Genomic DNA, 17,497 nt, shown 5'->3' with positions numbered 1-17,497 from the left:
CCCGCCGATCCTCACGACCGCCGCGCCCGGCGCCGGGCGGCAGGGTCTCGGACCGAGGAGGCTCCCGGTCAGTGCTCGCCGCGGGCAGGGACGCCAAGGGCCGCACAGGCGTCCCGATAGAGGCGGACAACCTCCGTACGGACCTGCGCGCGTTCGGTCAGCGTGCTGCTCCACGGGACCCGGACCGGAATCTCAAGCCCGCCGACCACGGCGGCGAACTCGATCGCCTCGGCGTCGACACCGGTCGTCGTCGCGCCGGTGGCCTCGGGCTGTCCGCCGAGGCCCTTGCAGATCAGTAGCGCGTCGTCAGCGTGATCGTCGTTCATGTGGCGCTTGATGGCCTCGACCGCTTCGGGGGTGAAGGGAGTGCTCATCGGATACCTCCAGTGTGGAGACCCCCGCCTTCAGGCGGGGAAGGAAACGCGGCACGGTGCCGCGTTTCCGGGTGGGTGGTGTAGCCGTAGCCATCGGCTCGCTGGAGCAGGCGGACGTGGCGGTGGCCGATGCCCTGCACGAGGCCGTGCCGGGTGGTGATGTTGAAACTGCCGGTGCTGCGGACCGCGACCCGCCCGGTATGAACTCCGGTGTTCTTGCCGGTCGGGACGGTCGCGCGGACCAGGTCGCCGGTGGCGAACCCCTTGACCTGCTTGATCCGGGGGAGTCGTAGCCGGGGGAAGCCGTAGCGGTCGGTGCGAGTACGGCAGTAGGTACCGCGCCCGGTCGCCTTGACCACGAGCACGGTGGACGGCCAGGTGGTCACGGTGTCGAGCGAGCCGACGTGCAGCGCGTCCAACGTGTGGGACTTCGGTGCGCCGGTGCGGGAACGGTTCCATGTGGTGCGCCCGCCGGAGGCGTCTGCCACGGGTAGGCCGGTGGCCTTCAGCGCCTGCCGCAGTGCCCAGCGGGTGGTGCTGACGGCGGCGGCGTCAGCACCACCCGCTGGGCACTGCGGCAGTGCGGCCGGACCGGTCTCCCCTCGCCCATGGTGAACACCGGATACCGCCGCCAGGCGGTGTCCGTGAGCCGTTTCGTGCCCACCCTCGGGCGTGTCTGCTCCCACGGATTCGAGAGCTTGGAGCTGAGGAAGCACCCCAAGGTCGGTCTGCGCTCTTGTGTTCAACGTGGCCATCTGGATCACACCTCCAGTTCATGACGGCCAGGGCTGGTCAACACGGGGCTTGTAAAGCGCATCACCGCGCCTCAAGCCCCCTCCCTCAGGAAGGGGTCGTTGACTCCACAGAGCGTAGTCAGCGCCCTGCCTCTGTCGCCCCCGGGTGCGAGCAGGAGCGCTCATCCGGTACCCGGCTCGCGCCCCTTCGGGAATTCACCCGGCGTCGGGGACGAAGTCACCGACCCGCTTGAGCTCGGCCGAGATGTGGGACTGAAGCGGCTGGCCCATGGCCGCCATGTCGTACGCCCACATCAGGTTGCCGTTGACCAGGCCGTAGAGACGGTGGCCTCCGGTGTACTCCTTGGCGGTGGCGGTGCGGGCCACCACGTCGGTATGCAGCTCGATCTTGTGAAAGACCACCTCACCGACGTAGACCTCCACGATGCCCGTGGGATGTGACAGGCACACCTCCAGCTGACGCCCGGGGAGCTGGCGCCAGAAACCGGTCTCGACGCCCAGCGGGCGGACCTTGTCGCCCGCCTCGTCGAGCAGCCAGGTGCGGCTGTTGTAGGTCAGGAACGGCTTACCGTTGTGGCCGAAGACGATTTCCTGGCCGAAGTTGAAACTCTCGATCGTCGGATATCCCCCGACGCCGGCGCCTTCCCACACGCCCACGAGGAAGGCGATCGGCTCAAGATCGGGATGCAGTTCGGGAACGTCCATGGGTCCGAGCCTAGGCCCTGTCGCGCGACGCTCGCCGTGCTGAGGGCCGGTCAGCTGATGCCTCGCAGGGCGGCGACAGGGAGCGGCGGCGGGCCGCGATGACCGGCGGTAACGCGGTGAGGCGCCGCCTGACCGACCGCGGTGGGCAAAAGATCCAGGAAACAGGACCTGGAACCGCCCTGATATGGTTCGCGCCCGCGAGGCGGACCCGCATAGGCTTCGGCCATGGCACGATCACTGGTGATCAAGATTACCTCCGGCGAAGACTCACCCGAGCGCTGCAACCAGGCGTTCACGGTGGCCGCGGCGGCGTTGGCGAGCGGAGTCCCCGTCTCGCTCTGGCTGACCGGCGAGTCCGCGTGGTTCGCCCTCCCCGGACGGGCGAAGGAGTTCACCCTCCCGCACGCCGCCCAGCTCGGCGACCTGCTCGACGCGGTGCTCGCCGGCGGCAGGGTGACGCTGTGCACCCAGTGCGCGGCCCGGCGCGACATAACGGCCGACGACGTGATCGAGGGCATTCGCATCGCGGGCGCCCCCACGTTCGTCGAGGAGGTCCTGGGCGAGGGCGTCCAGGCTCTCGTCTACTGAACACCGCGCGCCCTCCGGCCGCCCGGCAAGGCCGTACGGCCGGTTTCCGGCGTCAGCCGGGCAGCACCGCTGCCAGGCGTTCTTCGCGGAGGCGCTCGAACCAGGAGTCGTCGATCGGCGGCAACTGGGCGCCCACCGCCCAGGTGAGCAGCAGGTCGGCGAGGCCGGAGTTACGGGCGAGCGCCGGACCGTGCAGGTAGGTGCCGACGATCTTGCCGGTGTAGCAGCCCTCGGTGCCGTCGCCGTTACCCGTGCCGACCGCCGTACGCGCCAGTGGCCGGACGCCGGGCCCGAGCCGGGTGACGCCCATGTGGTTCTCGAAGCCGGTCAGCGTCGGGATGCCGAGCGCCGGGTCCGCCTCCCCGGCCAGCTCGCCGACGGCCCGGCCCTCACCACGACCGCTGGAGATGTCGATCAGGCCGATGCCGTCGACCGGCTGCCCCTCCTCGCCGCCGAAGGTGGTGCCCATGATCTGGTAGCCCGCGCACACGGCCAGCAGGGCCGCGCCCCGTTGGATGGCCCGGTGCAGGCCGCCGTCACGCCGGAGCCGCTCGGAAGCCAGGATCTGCGGCCGGTCCTCGCCGCCGCCGATCAGGTAGATGTCGCCGCTCTCCGGGACCGGGTCGGCCGAGCGCACGTGCACGGTCTCGACCGGGATGCCGCGGCGCCGGGCGCGCTGCTCCAGGACCAGGACATTGCCCTGGTCGCCGTACGTGCTCAACAGGTCCGGATAAATCCAGACAAGGCGTAGAGCGCTGTCAGACTGCACGACCGAACTCCGATCGAATCTGCTGGAAGGCGGTGTAATTGGCGATCACGTCGACCTTGCCCGGCGGTTGCGCGCCGAGCGCCTGCTCGAACGATCCGGCCAGCTGGAACGGCACGTCCGCCACATCCAGCCGGAGCGCGAGGTCGAGCCGCCGCTCACCGGTCACGAAGACCGGCCTGCCGCGCAGCACGCGGTAGTCGACGTCCCACAGCCATGAGGTGTCGCGGCCGTCGGGGCCCTGGGCGTTGACCGAGAGGATCACCGGCAGCGAGGAGTCGAGCACGTCGAAGGCCTCCAGCCAGCCGGCCGGGTTCTTGGCCAGCAGCAGCCGGGCGTGCCGTCCGTCGCGCTCCACGGTGGTGTAGCGGCCGGCGACCGACCTGACCTCGCGCAGCCGGGGCAGCGCCCGCTCGACGGGCAGCCCGAACGCCTCGGCGGTGGCCAGCGCCATCGCCGCGTTGGCCCGGTTGGCTCGCCCGGGAAGCTGGATGTCCAGCACCCAGCGCTGCCCGCGCGGGTCGATCACCGCGTCGTCGTCGAGCACCCAGGACGGCTCAGGCCGCCGGAAGGTGCACTCGCGGCAGGCCCAGTCGTTCTCCCCGGCCTGTGAGGAGGCGCCGGAGCCGAGGCTGCCCGGCGGAACGTACTCCATGCCCTTGCGGTCGAGGGGGCCGCCGCACTCGGGGCAGCACCAGGAGTCCTCCTTCCACGGCTGCCCGGCCGACACCCAGGTGACCGAGGCCGCGGTGGAGGCGCCCCAGGTCACCAGCGGGTCGTCGGCATTGGCGATCACGTGGGTGTTCCTGCCGGCCAGCGCCCGCCGCCACTTCTGGGCGAGCAGCCAGATCTCGCCCGCCCGGTCCATCTGGTCCCGGCTGAGGTTCATCAGGCAGATGACCCCGGCGCCGGTGGTGTCGATCACCTCGGGCAGGTACTTCTCGTCGACCTCAAGCACCCCGTACGGGGCGTGCTTGGCCGACGACAGTGCCGAGACGTGCCCGGCGGGCATGTTGGCGCCAAAGGCGTTGGTGGCGATGTCGCCGAGATCCGACAGTGCGGAGGTGATCAGGCGGGTCGTCGTGGTCTTGCCGTTGGTCGCGCTCACCAGCGCGAGCTTGCGGTCGCGTGCCAGCTGGCGCAGCAGGTCGGGCTCCAGGAGCATGCTGACCCGGCCTCCGATCACCGACCCGTCTCCGCGTCCGGTGACCCGGGACAGGGTCGCGGCCGTCCGGCCGAGAGCGGTGGCGAGCTGCGCCCGCAGCGGAAGCTGAGTCATGCCGTCTCCTCGCTTGGCGACCGTTCGCGGGACGACCCGGCGGCCGGCCGGCCCGGCCGCGGGGCCGGAATCGCCGAATCGTTCATGCCGCAGATCTTAGCCGGGCTTCGGCACCCCAACCCCCGGACGGCACGTCACACGCCCCGGCCGGTGACGGTCAGCTGTGAAGGCCGCAGACCAGACCGCTCTCACCATACGGCGGGAACGAACTCCACAGGCTCCACAGCGGAAGATGTGGCCGGATATCACCTCACTGCTCGGCGAAGGCGAGTTCGACGGGTTCCTGCGAATCGGCGTCGAACGGCAGCACGAACCGGTGCGGCCACGACAGCACGCTCTCCAGCCAGCCCGCCCCCATCGCCTGGGCCACGTGCCGGAGCCGCTCGGCCGGGTCGATGCCGATGGTGACCGTGAGGATGTCGCGCTCCACACTCTCGCGATCGTCGTCGCCGAGGATCACCCGCCAGGCCAGTTCCCGGTTGCGGTCCACCTCCATGGAGAGCGGGTGGTGGCGGAGCGCCTTGGCCCGGTGGCCGAGCAGCTCGGAGCCGCCCGCGGGACGGTTGAACAGGGCGTACTCCATGACCGGCGCGGAGCCGCGCGGGTTGGGCGCGGGCTGGCCGTGCGGGAAGAGCCGATCCACCTCATGCAGCCACCGCACCTGCGGGATGACCCAGGCGGGCCCGGGCCGCTCTCCGGGGTCGCGGTCGGGACCGAGCAGCCTGGTCGCGATCGCGGCGACCTGCTCGGTCAGCTTGGCCGGGTCGTGGACGGTCCGCAACGACCACGCGCGGCGGCCCACGCACCGTTCGGCGGTCGTGGCCAGCAGGCATTCGCGGCGCCGTGCCGGGAGCTCCACCCACAGGTCGGCCAGCGCCCGGGGCACCCCGGGCGCCGGCCTGTTGGTACAGAACGCCAGCACCAACGTGTCCGTCCAGATCCGCAGCCAGGCCCACTCGGGCGCCTCGGCGAGCAGGTCCGCCTCGCGCAGCTCGACCAGCGTGCACGCCCGGCCGTTGCGGCACTCCTGCCCGCACGCCGCCGAGCGGCGACCGCAGATGGGCGGCGTGTGGCCGGGGACCGGGCGCTCGCGGTCCTCGCCCAGCGGCACCTGGATGCGGAGCGGCCGGTCCATGCCGTCGGCGAAGACCGCGGCGACGCCGGGCGGGAGCGAGACGACCTGCCGGGACTGCTCCTCGCTCAGATTCGTCGCCGCCCCGACCAGCCGGCGATCGTCCTCGGCGGGGAGCCTGTGGATGACCTTCAGCGCGGTGTTCTTCACGACGTCGGAGACCAGTTTCGTGGGAATCTGCTCGGCGACCACGATGCCCTCGCCGTACGCGCGGATCTCGGCGAGCATGCCCGCCAGGAGCTCGACGGCGTGCGTGCTGGCCCGCCCCGCGCCCCGGTCGCGGAGCAGCCGGTGCGCCTCCTCGATCACGATGACGTGCTTCAGCCCGCTGCTCCGCTCCTTCCTGGCCCGCATCCGCAGGTGCTCCACGATCCGGATGATCAGCGTGCCCATCAGGAACGCCTTGTCCTCGTCGTTGGCGACGTCCTCGATCGCGAGCACCACGTTGCGCTGGAGCAGGTCGCCGATGTCGGCGGGGTGGCCGCCCTCGAAGAACCGGCCGGCGGAGCCGACCCGGAGCGACCGCAGCCGCAGCGAGATGAAGCCCTCCACATCGGCCTGGACCTCCCGCCCGTAGCCGATCTCCTTGATCACCTCCATCGCGTGCCGCTGCAGCTGTTCGAGGGTCGGCACGGCGGGCCGCACTGCGGCGCCGGGAGCGGCCCAGCCGGTGACCACGTCCCACCCGTTGGCCTCGTACACCCGCTGCAGGGCGAGCGACATGATCTGCGGGAACGGCTCCTCGGCGTCGAAGGCCGCCATGAACAGCGCCCGGACCATGTCGATGTGGGCCTGGACCGGATAGCCGGGTTCGGGAGCGAGCGGGTTCACGCTGAACGGCACGCTCTCCGGGGCGGACGGGTTGATCACGGTCACCGGGGCGAGGTGCTCGATCCGGCCGCCCATCGAGGCGTACTCGGACTTCGCCGGCTCGATGGCCAGCCACGGGACGCCCGCGCCGGTGAGCTGTTCCAGCAGGTGCCTGACGGTCTGGGACTTGCCGGAGCCGGTGGCGCCGGTGACGAACGCGTGCCGGTTGAGGGTGGCCAGCGGGACCCTGAACGCGCCGACCGGCCTGTCCTGGCCGTCGAGGATGGCCCCGAGCTCGACGGCCGACGTGCCGGGCGCGGTGTCGGCCTCGCTGGTCACGTCGAAGAAGCCCGCGTCGAGCACCCGTACCCCCGGCACCTCCCGGTGCGGCAGCCCGGCGAGCGCGGCGAGCGCCCCGGCGGTGGCCGCGAACGGGGCGGCGGCACCGTCCGCCGGATCCTGCAGGGTCACCGCCAGCGCCTCGGCGAAACCGTGTACGGGGCCGGACAGCGCGCTGCGCAGGCGGTAGGGGTGGTGGCTCATCTCGGCGGAGCCGACGAGCACCGGGGCGATCTGGCGCAGTTCCTCGGGACCGGCGGCCCCGGCCAGCAACCGGACGTTCCACAGCCCCGCCTCGCGGAAGGCGTCCAGCTCCTGCATGCGCCGCTCGGCCCGCTCCGCGTCGTAGCGGGAGCGCTCGGAGGCGTCGCCGTACTGCCGCAACACGTTGAGCTGAGTGCGCAGGTGCGCGACCTCGGCGTCCAGCAGGTCGGTCTGCTCGGCCACCACCAGCCAGGCGAACGGCCGGGACATGAGCGTGACCAGCGTCGACTCGAAAAGCGTGGGCCGCCTGATCTCGTCGGCGTCCGGCTCGCGACGGCCGCCGAGCGGCGGGGCCTGCCGGCCGGGGCAGACGGTCCACACCAGGTCGGACAGGTCGCGGAGCCACTCGTCACCGATCCGGACACCGCGGGCGCCGCTGGGAAAGAGCAGCGGCTCGGGACCGCCGGAGGCGTGCTCGACCTCGGTTGCGGCCCTGCGGGGCGGGCGCGGTGGAGTCAGCGGTCCCGCGTTGGTGATCAGCTCCAGCGGGGCGCCGGACCCCCGTGAGAGCCAGCCGACCACGAAGGGCCGGTTGCGCTGGGCCGTGGAGAGCACGGCGGGCAGGACCGTGACGAAGTCCCACTCGGCGGAGGAACTGCGCGAGGGCGCTGTGATCGCCTGGATTCTGTACCAGGGACCGGTCAGGGCGTTGGGCGGACGGGACACACTTGGCTGCATTTGGTCTCCACCCGGGGGACCCGGCTCCAGGCCGGGGGGTTGACGCTTCACGGATCACTCCGCCATACCGGCCGACGCGTAATCGGGGGTAGGTCACCCCCGTAACCACGGTCGAACCTGACTCGGGGCTCGCACCTCCACATTGACCATCCCATTACGACATACGGACGCCCCATTGGCATGCCCGGCGATACCGTCCCCGACGGGATCATCGCTACCCGGATCCCCACCGGCCGAATCCCCGCCGCCCACCGACTCGTCGGCGGCGCGGGCCAGGGCCTCATTGGCGGCGGCGCCAGTCGAGCCTGGCCGGGGGCGGGCCGAGGTTGGGCGGCGCGTCCTCGAACGGGCTCGGCTCGCGTGGCTCCGCCTTGCTCTCCTGTACGCGCTCCAGCACGGCTTCCTTGATCTCGTCGAACTCGCCCAGCGTCGTCTTGGGGAAGGTCAGTATGGCCGGATTGGCATCGGCGAGACGGACCCTGCGCCCTTGGGCGGTGGCGTCGGTGACGATCACCGAGGTGGTGGGAAGCTGCTGGAGCTGGTGGGGCTCGACGAGGAACTCCCGGGAACGGTGCAGCACCCGCTCCGTCTCCCCCATCGCCTTGGTCGCGCGACGGCCCCACTCGGTGGAGGAGGTGATGTCCTCCTTGAGGTCCGCGCGGCTCACGTCGCGCTCGTCGTCGCCCTCCTCCGCCTGGCCGACCGTGGAGATGTAGCCGCCGTCCATACCGGCCCCGGCGGCACTGATCGTCTCGGTGAGCTGGGCGAGCTCCAGGCGGTGCTCGGTGCCGACGTGCTCGCTGGCGATCCGGGCGTCCTCGGCGTTGCCGAGCCGCATGAACGTGACCGCCGCGTGCCCGCGCCCGAGCCGTTCCCGCACGGTCGGGGTCAGCGAGCGATAGGTGAGCACCAGCCCGGTCCTGGAGGTCTCGCAGGCGTCCATGAGCCGGTCCAGCACGTCACCGCGGAGCTTGTCCGCGCCCGCGACGATGATCGTGTGGTACCAGGGCCGCTCGGAGGCGGGCGACTGGCGCAGGATGTGGGTCAGCGCGGTGGCCACGTACGTGCCGAGGACGCGGTTGCCGAACACGCCCGCCTGGCGGTCCATCGACACGACCCGCAGGCGCGCGGGCGGCAGGCGCACCGCCTCAGAGCCGAGGGTCTCCAGCTTGCGCAGCTGCGACTCCAGCGCCCAGGCCCGCTCGATCACCACGCGGTCGCTGACGCCACGGCCGAAAAGCGTGCCGATCCGCTCCAGCTGGGTGGCGGTGATCAGGCCGAACCGCAGGTCCTCCCGGGGGTCACCGACCTGGGCCAGGGCGCGCAGCGCGGCGGTGACCTGGTTGATCGTGGCACTCTCGCCGAGGACTTCCAGCACCCGTTCCAGGATCGCGTTGTCGAACGACAGGTCCCTGGTCGTGCGGTGCTCCTCGCTGACGCTCACGACGTGGGCGAGGACGTCGGCGAACGCCTCGGGGGCCAGCGTGGCACCCAGGTCGAGCTTGGGGAGGTCGACCGGCAGCACCCAGACCAGCGGGTCGTCACCGCCCCTGCGCGCCAGCTCGATCAGGTCCTTGGCGATCGCGCCCTCGGACAGGTCGAGCACGGTCAGGTGGCCACCGCTGTAGAGGCGGGTCGCACCGAGCAGTGTGATCAGCGCCGACCAGCCGGGCAGCGTGCCGCCGGCCACGTCGATCCGGTCGATCTCGTCGGGCACGGCCACCGCGTACCAGGTCAGCTGGCGGTCGTGGCGCTCCTTCTGCTCGGCCCACTCCCGGTAGCGGGCGGCGTGCTCCTCCTGGGCGGCGAAGAGCTCCCGATCCCGTTCCTCCCGTAGCCGGTCACCGGCCACCTCTCGCTCCCTGATGCGGTGGCGGACCGCCCGGTCGCCCTGGTGGACGGCGTAGCTGCAGAACACCGCGATGCCACCGGCGGCGATCACCCCGACGACGGCGAACGACCAGCTCAGCATCTCGGTGAGGCCGAGGACGAGGATCAGCGTGGCGAGCGCGGCCATGAACGCACGGACGATCTTGACCGGCCGGTTCAGCAGGTCTTCGTTGAGGCGCTCCCTGCGCACCCACTCGGGGTCGACGGGCTCCGCGGGATTCTCCACCGGCGAGGGTCGCTTGGGAGCCGGACCTGGATCCGGGTGCAACAGCGCATACTGCCAGCCCAGGTAGATCCGGTCCGCCTGGAGTTGCGCATGCTCGGGATGCACGTCCGCCACGGAACCCCTCCGCCATCGGGCTCATCGGAAGCCTCTGAGACAGCGTAAGAGTTCGACATCATATTCGGGCAGCGTTCCCGTCAATCCGCTGTATTTTCCCCAGCTTTACCACCACTTAGCGGATCAGGTTCCACGCCACCGCCGCGATCTCCTCGGCCGGACGGGGCGGATGCTCTCCCAGCCAGTACGTAAAGAGCCCGACCAGCGCGCCCGCCACATGATGGGCGTGGATCTCCGGTGGCACCTCGTCGTGCCCGGGGGGCCGGGAGCCCGCCGCGAAGGGGCCGCGCAGCTCCGCGACCAACGCCGCGCGCAGCCGCGCGCAGAAGCGTGCGCTGCCGGAGGGCCCGAGCATCCGCCGGTAGAGCGGGGCTCGCTCACCGACGTGCCCGAACAGCGCGACCAGCGACGCCGGCACCGGCCCCGGCTCCCGGTAGGGACACCGCGCGGCCTCGGCGGCCAGTTCCTTGACCGCGGCCTCCATCGCGTCGAGCACGAGGTCGTCGCGGTCACGGTAGTGAACGTAGACCGTGGCCCGGTTCACCCCGGCCAGCTGGGCGATCTCGGCGACGGTGATCGAGCCGGGATCGCGCGCGGCGGTCAACTCCAGGGCGGCGGACCGCAGCCGGGCGCGGGTTCTGCGGATTCTGGGATCGTCTCCGGGCACGCCGTCAACTTTAAACGACACCTGTCGAATAAACGACACCTGTCGTTTGTTGTAGCGGCCATGAAGCGCATCGAAGTCTGGGCCGACATGGTCTGCGCGTGGGCCTACATCGGCAAGCGACGGCTGGAGCAGGCCGACCTCGGCGAGGACGTGGAGATCGTCTGGCGTCCGTACCTCATCGACCCGATGGCTCCGGCCCGGTCCGAACCGCTGCAGGACGCCCTTCGCGACCCGATCGCCGAGGGTGCCCTGCGGGCCTGCCACCCCGTTCTGACCCCGGCCGAGAACCGGGCCCGGGTCTCACGCGTCGCCGCCGCGGAGCGGATCGGCGAGCACCCCGGTGACGGCGGGCGGCGCTGGGGAGCGGTGTGGCGGGCGAACACGTTCGACGCCCACCGGGTCATCGCCCTCGCCTACGACCGCGGCGGCGCGGCGCTCCAGGACGCGGTCGTGGAGCGGATCCTGCGTGCCCACTTCATCGAGGGCTCCGACATCGGCGACCGCGGCACGCTGGCAGCGCTCGCCGCCGACGCCGGACTCGGGGGCATGACCGAGGCGCTGGAGCGCGGCGAGGGGGCGGCGGAGGTCCGCTCCGAGCTGCTGCGCGGCAAGGCCGTCGGCATCGCCACCTCGCCGACCTTCGTGGTGGGTGACACGGCGGTCGCGGGCGCGCAGCCGCCCGAGGTCCTCACCGACCTGGTGCGGCACGCCGCTCCCCGGCGGGAACTCCCCGACGAGGTCAGGTGGCTACGCCAGGCCGAGGCCCTGCTGGGTGTCAGAGACCCCCTCGGCGCCCTGCGGACCCTGGAGCCGTTGCTGGCCGAGCACGGCGAGGACCCCGCCGTCCGCCTGCTGGCGGCCCGCGCCTACTTTGGTTCGGCCCAGCTCGGCCGGGCGAGCGAGACGCTGGAGTCGCTGCTGGAGCGCACCCCCGGTGACCACTACGCCCGATTCCTGCTGGGCAGGACCCTCGAACGCGCCAACCGCCACCCCGAGGCCCTGCCACACCTGCGCCTGGCCGCGGCCATGTCCCCAGAGCCCGACTACCTCGACGCCCTCCGGCGCGTCGAGCACCGGCTGGCCGGCTGACCTGGTGTGACCAAAAAAGGACCGGCACTCCTCCGAGGGAGTGCCGGTCCTTCTTGCTGTGCCGGCGGGCGTCGGACCGAAGGGTCAGACGGACACCGCGAGCTGGGTGACCTCACCCAGGCGGGCCTGGGCCGGGATGTCCTTGGTGACACCGCCGCCCGCGATGATGCGGACGGTCCAGTCACCGGGGGCGGCGAAGAAGCGGAAGACTCCCTCCTCGGACACCACGACCTCACCGGTGAACTCACCGGAGTGGTCGAGCAGACGGGCGTAGGCCGTGCCCGCGCCCGTGACCACGCCCTGGATGACGGCCTGGTTCGTAAGATCGATCCCGGCCGGCAGAGCGACCGTCTGTTCCGGAGCAGCGCATCCCTGAGTCATTATCGAGCCTCTCCCAATTCGATCGGCACGCCGACCAGCGAGCCGTACTCAACCCATGAACCGTCGTAGTTCTTGACACCGGCCTGGTCGAGGAGCTCGTGCAGCACGAACCACGTGTGGGCCGAGCGCTCCCCGATGCGGCAGTAGGCGATGATGTCCTTGCTGAAGTCGACACCCGCGCCCTCGTAGAGAGCCTTGAGCTCCTCGTCGGACTTGAAGGTGCCGTCGTCGTTGGCAGCCTTGGACCACGGGATGTTGCGGGCGGTGGGCACGTGGCCGACACGCTGCGCCTGCTCCTGCGGAAGGTGCGCGGGGGCGAGCAGCTTGCCGGTGAACTCGTCGGGCGAGCGCACGTCGACCAGGCTGAGCTTGCCGATCGCGGCGACGACCTCGTCGCGGGAGGCACGCAGGGACCGGTCCTGCTCCTTGGCCTTGTAGTCCGTGGCGGGGCGGCTGGGAACATCCTTGACCAGCTCGCGGGACTCAAGCTCCCACTTCTTGCGGCCACCGTCGAGAAGCCTGATGTTCTCGTGGCCGTACAGCTTGAAGTACCAGTACGCGTAGGCGGCGAACCAGTTGTTGTTGCCACCGTAGAGAACCACGGTGTCGTCGCCCGCGATGCCCCGGGCGGACAGCAGCGCCTCGAAGCCCTCGCGGTCGACGAAGTCACGGCGGACCGGGTCCTGCAGGTCCTTCTTCCAGTCGACCTTCACGGCGCCACGGATGTGGCCCTTGTCATACGCGCTGGCGTCCTCGTCCACTTCAACGAGAACGACACCGGGGGTATCGAGGTTGGCCTCGACCCAGTCAGCGTCGACCAGGACGGCGGAGCGGCTCATTTTGATCCTCCAGGATCATCGTGCGGCGGGTAGTAGGCGGCGAATGATCAAAAACATCTCGCAGCCAAGACAGAAGCCGAAAGCGGCGTTGAGAAATCCGGCGAAAAGTGCCGCCGCGGTGGCCCCGAGGGCCAGCGGCGTGATCTGTGCGACGTATCCGACCAAGCCCACCAGGGCGAAGGCGAGGCCGACTCCCTGCGCGAAGCGCGGCGGGCCGGCGTCCTCCAACTCCCCCGGAGGGCTTTTCACCATCCCTTTGAAAACCATCCCGTACGGCGAGAGGCCGAGAGTGCCCAGTGCGAACGCCACGGCCTGTGCGGCCAGCAGCCACGCACTGCCCGTCACGAGGACGAGCGCGAGCACGACTGTTGTGACGGCCGCGGTGAAGCGGAGAGCTCGGGGATCAGCTTGCATCGCTTGATGCTCCTGAAGGGTTGTGCAGATCGGTGCGGCTCGACGGCCGCTTGAGATCGCCCTTTAGGAAATACGACAGAGCGCGGTGGTCACGCGGCAAAAATCAACCGCGCGCCGCTTTGTGAGCAGCTCTGTCGTGGGGTTCATGTCCACGACAGTACCCCGGCGTCCCGCCATCTGTCACATCCCTGTCCAATTTCTGAGACGTGATCATTTAAGGAACGATAGGGTGCCCCGTTCATCCGTCGATCACCAGACCCAGAGCGCCGATCACGTCGGCCTTCCTGGGCTGGCCGGATGCTCGCCGCACCACCCGCCCCGACGCGTCGAGGACGAGGACGGTGGGGGTGCGCAGAATGTTCAGCGACCGGACCAGATCGAGGTGGGACTCCGCGTCGATCTCCACGTGCGCGACGCCGGGCACCATCCCCGCCACCTCGTCGAGGATCCGCCGGGTCGCCCGGCACGGCTGGCAGAAGGAACTGGAGAACTGCACCAGCGTGGCCCGCTCCCCCAGCTCCGCGTGGATGTCGCCGGACGTGAGCCGCTCCACCTCGCCCCTCACCTCTCGCGCCACGCCGTTCCGCCGCCGCGCCACCACGCCCACGAGCGTGGCGAGGGCGAGAGTGACGACCACCACCGTCAATCCGGTCACGGAACACGACAACAGGCGGGCGCTTCGAGCCATTCCCGCACCGCTCACGCATCCGGCGCCGTTTCCGCACCCCGCCGGAACGCTCCTCGCCCGCAACGCCCCCGCGCCCGCAACGCCCCCGCGCCGAACGCCCTCGCCTGCCGCGCGGCCCCCGGCGGCGCCGGACAGGCTCAGCGGGCGTCGACCGTGACCAGCACCCGTCCTCCGGCGGTGGCGATCTCGAACGACGTGATGCGCTCCGGCGGGATCGTCGTGGTGCCCGTGAAGGCGCCCGACTCGTCATAGGCGGCCCTGTTGACGGTCCAGTTGCCCGCCGTCTCCCTGACGCCACCGTCCCCGATCACGTCCAGCCGGCAACGCGTGCCTTTGGCCACGCCGGTGAGCACGACCTTGACCGTGGTCGCCCCCTGCCCGGCGGACGCGGTCACCACCGCGCGGATCGTGCCCGTACCGTCCCTCCCCGTGACCCGCAGGTCGCCCGGGGCGAGCAGGAGCTGCGAGTCGGCGCTGGGCGCGGGGGCGGAAGAGGCCTTGGCCTTGGCTTCGGGCTCAGAGGCCGAGGCCGAGGCCGAGGCCGAGAAGGGCTCGGCGCGCTCCTGAACGCCCTGCTCCTGACTGCTCAGGTCCGCGGCCGACTCGGGCACGGCGGACCCGGCGACCGTCATGCCGTCCCCCGGGGACTGGATGACGGCCCAGAAGGTCCCGCCACCGAGCCCGACCACCAGGACCGAGGCCGCCAGGACGAGCATCAGCCGGGTGATGCGACGCCGCTTGACCTTGGCGCTGAGCAGCCGCTCCAGCACCGCCGTGGGCGGGCTCGCCACCTGCGCCACATCGTCCTCGGACACCCTGCCGAGGAACGTCACCACCCCGCTCAGTTCGGCGAGCTCCGCCGCACACTCCGCGCACTCGGCGAGATGGGCCTCGACGAGCACGCGCTCGTCCGGCTCCAGGGCTCCGAGCACGTAGACCCCGAGCGACATCCGTACTTCGTCACAGGTCATCATGGCGCGAGCCCCCGCTCCTCCAGCGCCAGCTTGAGCGCCCGAAGCGCGTAATACGTGCGCGACTTAACCGTTCCGGCGGGGATGCCGAGCGACGCGGCCGCCTCCGCGACGGATTTCCCCTGGTAGTAGACCTCGGCCAGCACCTCGCGGTGCTCGGGCCGCAGCGCGGCCAGCGCCTCGGCGACCGCCCACGACTCCACCGCCCGCTCCAGCTCGTCATCGGCGGGCACCACGGCGAGCGCCTCGTCGCCCGTCTCCGGCGGGCGCGCCTTACGTGCCCGGTGCTGGTCGACGACGAGGTTGCGGGCCACCGTGAACAGCCACGCACGGATGGAGCGGCCGGCGAACGCGTTCGGATGGCGCCAGGCCCGCAACAGCGTCTCCTGCACGACATCCTCCGCTCTCCCCGAGTCGCCCGTCAGCCGCAGCGCGTAACCGTAGAGTGGCCCGCCGTGCTCGTCGAAGAGCGCTCTGACAAGCTGCTCGTCGGCGGTTCCGGCTTGACTCACATCCCCACGACGTACGGCGGGACGATCCGGTTCAGACACGGGGCACGTTCAGCCTCTCAGCGGCACGTCGGAGGCCTCACCCGAGATGCGCAGGCCCTCGGGCGCGACCTTGACGTCGGTCAGCTTGACGTCGTACGGCAGCTTCCCGATCGGGATCCGGAAGTCGATGAACCGCTCGGGATCGGGCACCGGGATGCCGCCGCCCAGGGTCACCTTCTCGGGGACGAGTTGCAGGCCGCCCTCGACGATCTCGACCTTCAGCGCCGCCTTCACCGGCACCTTCTGCCCCAGCACGGTGATCTCCCCGCTGACGTTGAGCGCGTCGCCCACGACGTCGACCTTGATCCCGCGGGGTGCCCGCCGGCTGAGCGTCCTCACCGGGACGACCACCGACCCCACCACGCGCTCGGCGCGCATGTCGACCTGCTGGGGGCGGAGCACCAGGTCCGCGAGCGGCGCGGTGACCCCGTAAAGGGTGAAGTCCACGCTCGACAGCGCGACACCCGAGACGGTCATCGCGCCCGCGGCGACCTTGACCTCCTCGTAGCGCCCGGCGATCGCCTGGGTCAGGAAGGGGATGCCCTCGATGGTGACCTCTGGCGGGGACTCCAGGTCGTACTTGGCCGTCGCCTGCGTGGCGATCTCACGCTGGACTCCGGCGACGGCGACCCTGTCCAGGATCGCGACGAGAGCGAGCAGCAGGACCAGAAAAGCGATCAGCTTGCGCATCCGACTCCCTGTTCATTCTCCGGCCCGAGGGTGGCCTGTTCGCATTCCCTCTCCCTGCAATCCTGTACGAAACGCCGTGCCGGCGACAGCACCCGATCACCCCCCCGCGAAGGGCGGGAGCACCTCCACCGTCGCCCCCTCGGCCAGGACTATCGTCTCGTGCGCCCGTCTGCCCACCGGATCCCCGTTGACCAGGAACGACGACCGCTGCAGCACGCGAGCCAGCTCTTCACGGCCCGGTGTGATTTTCGTCATCAGCTCGGCAAGGGTCTCGGCCTCGAAAGGCTCCTCCGCGATGCCCGCCGCGTCCTTGGCCGCGGCCCAATATCTGACAGTGCCTGTCGCCACCTGTGAATCAACTCCTCGAACACACACAGGGTTACCACACCCTTACGGTGAATCCACTCGGAGAACCGGTGTTCACCAGGTGGACCTTCACTGGACGCTTACTCCTCGTGGGTTATCCTCACGTACTACGGGACCTGGGCAACGTAGCCCCCGGGTCCTTACGTGTTTGTACGGCTATTGCCGACATGACGCGGGAAGGAGGCATTGTGGGCAATCTCCTACTGCTCACCAACGCCCTTGAGCCCTCGACTGAGGTGCTCCCGGCGCTGGGGCTGCTGTTGCACTCGGTACGTGTTGTGCCTGCGGAGGCGTCCGCCCTGCTCGACGCCCCGCCCGCCGACGCGATTCTGGTGGACGCGCGCCGCGAGCTCGTCCAGGCCAAGAGCCTGTGCAGGCTGCTCCGCACCACGGGCGTTTCCTGCCCTCTGGTGGTGATCGTCACCGAGGGCGGTCTCGCCGGGCTGACCGCGGAATGGGGTGCCGACGACGTCATCCTCGACAGCGCCGGTCCCGCCGAGGTCGAGGCGCGCCTGCGGATGGCCGTGGGCAGGCTCAACCTGGCCGCCGCGGAGGAGGTGCCGGACGAGATCCGCAACGGTGACCTGTCGATCGACGAGGCCACCTACACCGCCCGGCTCCGCGGCCGCGCGCTGGATCTGACCTTCAAGGAGTTCGAGCTCCTGAAATACCTGGCGCAGCACCCGGGCAGGGTCTTCACCCGCGCCCAACTCCTCCAGGAGGTCTGGGGATACGACTACTTCGGCGGCACCCGTACCGTGGACGTCCACGTCCGGCGGCTCCGCGCCAAGCTCGGCGCCGAGTACGAGGCACTGATCGGAACGGTCCGCAACGTCGGTTACCGGTTCGTCCCCGAGCGCGGCAACGAGGCCGTCGAGGAGCGCGAGCCCGCCCACCAGTAGGGCGAGCGGTTCCCACCGC

General features: G+C 70.7%; 20 protein-coding genes. 3 read left to right on the top strand and 17 right to left on the bottom strand.

Features of this window, described 5'->3' with window-relative positions:
- Nucleotides 1–68: 68 nt before the first annotated feature.
- From ACQP0P_RS06530 to ACQP0P_RS06520, 3 genes are all read right to left on the bottom strand, one after another.
- Nucleotides 69–374 carry a DUF2470 domain-containing protein gene (locus ACQP0P_RS06530; RefSeq protein WP_433372276.1) on the bottom strand — a complete coding sequence of 102 codons (306 nt, stop codon included), beginning with the start codon at nucleotides 372–374 and terminating at the stop codon, nucleotides 69–71.
- Nucleotides 371–1,129, bottom strand: coding sequence for a hypothetical protein (locus tag ACQP0P_RS06525; RefSeq protein WP_433372273.1), 759 nt, complete (start codon nucleotides 1,127–1,129; stop codon nucleotides 371–373). The genes ACQP0P_RS06530 and ACQP0P_RS06525 overlap by 4 nt, the downstream gene beginning before the upstream one ends.
- Before the next feature lie 195 nt (nucleotides 1,130–1,324).
- A complete protein-coding gene (locus tag ACQP0P_RS06520; protein WP_433372271.1) occupies nucleotides 1,325–1,834 on the bottom strand; it encodes an FABP family protein in 510 nt (169 codons plus the stop codon).
- Between the two features lie 225 nt (nucleotides 1,835–2,059).
- On the opposite strand from ACQP0P_RS06520, the gene ACQP0P_RS06515 reads away from it, so the two are divergent.
- On the top strand, nucleotides 2,060–2,422 hold the full coding sequence (locus ACQP0P_RS06515; RefSeq protein ID WP_433372268.1) for a DsrE family protein: 363 nt from the start codon (nucleotides 2,060–2,062) through the stop codon (nucleotides 2,420–2,422).
- A 52-nt stretch (nucleotides 2,423–2,474) separates the two neighbouring features.
- Here the strand turns inward: ACQP0P_RS06515 and ACQP0P_RS06510 are convergent, their stop codons facing one another.
- The 5 genes from ACQP0P_RS06510 to ACQP0P_RS06490 form a co-directional block, all read right to left on the bottom strand.
- Entirely contained in the window at nucleotides 2,475–3,191 is a 717-nt protein-coding gene (locus tag ACQP0P_RS06510) for a type 1 glutamine amidotransferase (RefSeq protein WP_433372265.1), read from the bottom strand.
- The gene (locus tag ACQP0P_RS06505; RefSeq protein WP_433372262.1) at nucleotides 3,181–4,467 is read right to left on the bottom strand and encodes a MurT ligase domain-containing protein; all 1,287 of its coding nucleotides are present in this window, start codon (nucleotides 4,465–4,467) and stop codon (nucleotides 3,181–3,183) included. The genes ACQP0P_RS06510 and ACQP0P_RS06505 overlap by 11 nt, the downstream gene beginning before the upstream one ends.
- A 250-nt stretch (nucleotides 4,468–4,717) precedes the next feature.
- The gene (locus tag ACQP0P_RS06500; RefSeq protein ID WP_433372259.1) at nucleotides 4,718–7,690 is read right to left on the bottom strand and encodes an ATP-binding protein; all 2,973 of its coding nucleotides are present in this window, start codon (nucleotides 7,688–7,690) and stop codon (nucleotides 4,718–4,720) included.
- Nucleotides 7,691–7,970: 280 nt separating this feature from the next.
- Entirely contained in the window at nucleotides 7,971–9,920 is a 1,950-nt protein-coding gene (locus ACQP0P_RS06495; protein ID WP_433372256.1) for a hypothetical protein, read from the bottom strand.
- 115 nt (nucleotides 9,921–10,035) lie between these two features.
- Entirely contained in the window at nucleotides 10,036–10,587 is a 552-nt protein-coding gene (locus ACQP0P_RS06490; protein ID WP_433372253.1) for a TetR/AcrR family transcriptional regulator, read from the bottom strand.
- Nucleotides 10,588–10,647: 60 nt separating this feature from the next.
- Here ACQP0P_RS06490 and ACQP0P_RS06485 point away from each other — a divergent pair, with 60 nt between their 5' ends.
- Entirely contained in the window at nucleotides 10,648–11,676 is a 1,029-nt protein-coding gene (locus ACQP0P_RS06485) for a DsbA family protein (RefSeq protein WP_433372250.1), read from the top strand.
- Nucleotides 11,677–11,760: 84 nt separating this feature from the next.
- On the opposite strand, the gene ACQP0P_RS06480 is transcribed toward ACQP0P_RS06485, so the two are convergent.
- The 9 genes from ACQP0P_RS06480 to ACQP0P_RS06440 all read right to left on the bottom strand — a co-directional run bounded on the left by ACQP0P_RS06480 (nucleotide 11,761) and on the right by ACQP0P_RS06440 (nucleotide 16,558).
- A complete protein-coding gene (locus ACQP0P_RS06480; protein WP_433372247.1) occupies nucleotides 11,761–12,057 on the bottom strand; it encodes a DUF1416 domain-containing protein in 297 nt (98 codons plus the stop codon).
- Nucleotides 12,057–12,896 carry a sulfurtransferase gene (locus ACQP0P_RS06475; protein ID WP_350911166.1) on the bottom strand — a complete coding sequence of 280 codons (840 nt, stop codon included), beginning with the start codon at nucleotides 12,894–12,896 and terminating at the stop codon, nucleotides 12,057–12,059. The genes ACQP0P_RS06480 and ACQP0P_RS06475 overlap by 1 nt, the downstream gene beginning before the upstream one ends.
- Nucleotides 12,897–12,911: 15 nt before the next feature.
- A complete protein-coding gene (locus tag ACQP0P_RS06470; RefSeq protein WP_433372244.1) occupies nucleotides 12,912–13,310 on the bottom strand; it encodes a DUF4395 domain-containing protein in 399 nt (132 codons plus the stop codon).
- A gap of 63 nt (nucleotides 13,311–13,373) precedes the next feature.
- Nucleotides 13,374–13,457, bottom strand: coding sequence for a putative leader peptide (locus ACQP0P_RS06465; protein WP_350911956.1), 84 nt, complete (start codon nucleotides 13,455–13,457; stop codon nucleotides 13,374–13,376).
- Nucleotides 13,458–13,548: 91 nt separating this feature from the next.
- Nucleotides 13,549–13,965 carry a TlpA family protein disulfide reductase gene (locus ACQP0P_RS06460; protein ID WP_433372241.1) on the bottom strand — a complete coding sequence of 139 codons (417 nt, stop codon included), beginning with the start codon at nucleotides 13,963–13,965 and terminating at the stop codon, nucleotides 13,549–13,551.
- A 170-nt stretch (nucleotides 13,966–14,135) separates the two neighbouring features.
- Nucleotides 14,136–14,972 carry an anti-sigma factor family protein gene (locus ACQP0P_RS06455; protein ID WP_433372238.1) on the bottom strand — a complete coding sequence of 279 codons (837 nt, stop codon included), beginning with the start codon at nucleotides 14,970–14,972 and terminating at the stop codon, nucleotides 14,136–14,138.
- Complete coding sequence (locus ACQP0P_RS06450; protein ID WP_030924537.1) at nucleotides 14,969–15,481, bottom strand: sigma-70 family RNA polymerase sigma factor; 513 nt, start codon at nucleotides 15,479–15,481, stop codon at nucleotides 14,969–14,971. Before ACQP0P_RS06450 ends, ACQP0P_RS06455 begins: the two co-directional genes overlap by 4 nt.
- Before the next feature lie 48 nt (nucleotides 15,482–15,529).
- A complete protein-coding gene (locus tag ACQP0P_RS06445; protein WP_433372234.1) occupies nucleotides 15,530–16,210 on the bottom strand; it encodes an LmeA family phospholipid-binding protein in 681 nt (226 codons plus the stop codon).
- Nucleotides 16,211–16,306: 96 nt separating this feature from the next.
- Entirely contained in the window at nucleotides 16,307–16,558 is a 252-nt protein-coding gene (locus tag ACQP0P_RS06440; RefSeq protein WP_433372231.1) for a MoaD/ThiS family protein, read from the bottom strand.
- Nucleotides 16,559–16,764: 206 nt separating this feature from the next.
- Between ACQP0P_RS06440 and ACQP0P_RS06435 the strand changes: the two genes are divergently transcribed.
- On the top strand, nucleotides 16,765–17,478 hold the full coding sequence (locus ACQP0P_RS06435; protein ID WP_433372228.1) for a response regulator transcription factor: 714 nt from the start codon (nucleotides 16,765–16,767) through the stop codon (nucleotides 17,476–17,478).
- Nucleotides 17,479–17,497: the final 19 nt, after the last annotated feature.

Source organism: Streptosporangium sp. CA-115845 (assembly GCF_050943795.1).
Taxonomy (GTDB): domain Bacteria; phylum Actinomycetota; class Actinomycetes; order Streptosporangiales; family Streptosporangiaceae; genus Streptosporangium.
This window is presented reverse-complemented; position numbering and strand designations above follow the sequence as displayed.

Coding starts and splice junctions, on each gene's coding strand:
- ACQP0P_RS06530 (WP_433372276.1), bottom strand. CDS start 374: ATGAGCACTCCCTTCACCCCCGAAGCGGTCGAGGCCATCAAGCGCCAC.
- ACQP0P_RS06525 (WP_433372273.1), bottom strand. CDS start 1,129: ATGGCCACGTTGAACACAAGAGCGCAGACCGACCTTGGGGTGCTTCCT.
- ACQP0P_RS06520 (WP_433372271.1), bottom strand. CDS start 1,834: ATGGACGTTCCCGAACTGCATCCCGATCTTGAGCCGATCGCCTTCCTC.
- ACQP0P_RS06515 (WP_433372268.1), top strand. CDS start 2,060: ATGGCACGATCACTGGTGATCAAGATTACCTCCGGCGAAGACTCACCC.
- ACQP0P_RS06505 (WP_433372262.1), bottom strand. CDS start 4,467: ATGACTCAGCTTCCGCTGCGGGCGCAGCTCGCCACCGCTCTCGGCCGG.
- ACQP0P_RS06500 (WP_433372259.1), bottom strand. CDS start 7,690: ATGCAGCCAAGTGTGTCCCGTCCGCCCAACGCCCTGACCGGTCCCTGG.
- ACQP0P_RS06485 (WP_433372250.1), top strand. CDS start 10,648: ATGAAGCGCATCGAAGTCTGGGCCGACATGGTCTGCGCGTGGGCCTAC.
- ACQP0P_RS06480 (WP_433372247.1), bottom strand. CDS start 12,057: ATGACTCAGGGATGCGCTGCTCCGGAACAGACGGTCGCTCTGCCGGCC.
- ACQP0P_RS06475 (WP_350911166.1), bottom strand. CDS start 12,896: ATGAGCCGCTCCGCCGTCCTGGTCGACGCTGACTGGGTCGAGGCCAAC.
- ACQP0P_RS06470 (WP_433372244.1), bottom strand. CDS start 13,310: ATGCAAGCTGATCCCCGAGCTCTCCGCTTCACCGCGGCCGTCACAACA.
- ACQP0P_RS06465 (WP_350911956.1), bottom strand. CDS start 13,457: ATGAACCCCACGACAGAGCTGCTCACAAAGCGGCGCGCGGTTGATTTT.
- ACQP0P_RS06455 (WP_433372238.1), bottom strand. CDS start 14,972: ATGATGACCTGTGACGAAGTACGGATGTCGCTCGGGGTCTACGTGCTC.
- ACQP0P_RS06445 (WP_433372234.1), bottom strand. CDS start 16,210: ATGCGCAAGCTGATCGCTTTTCTGGTCCTGCTGCTCGCTCTCGTCGCG.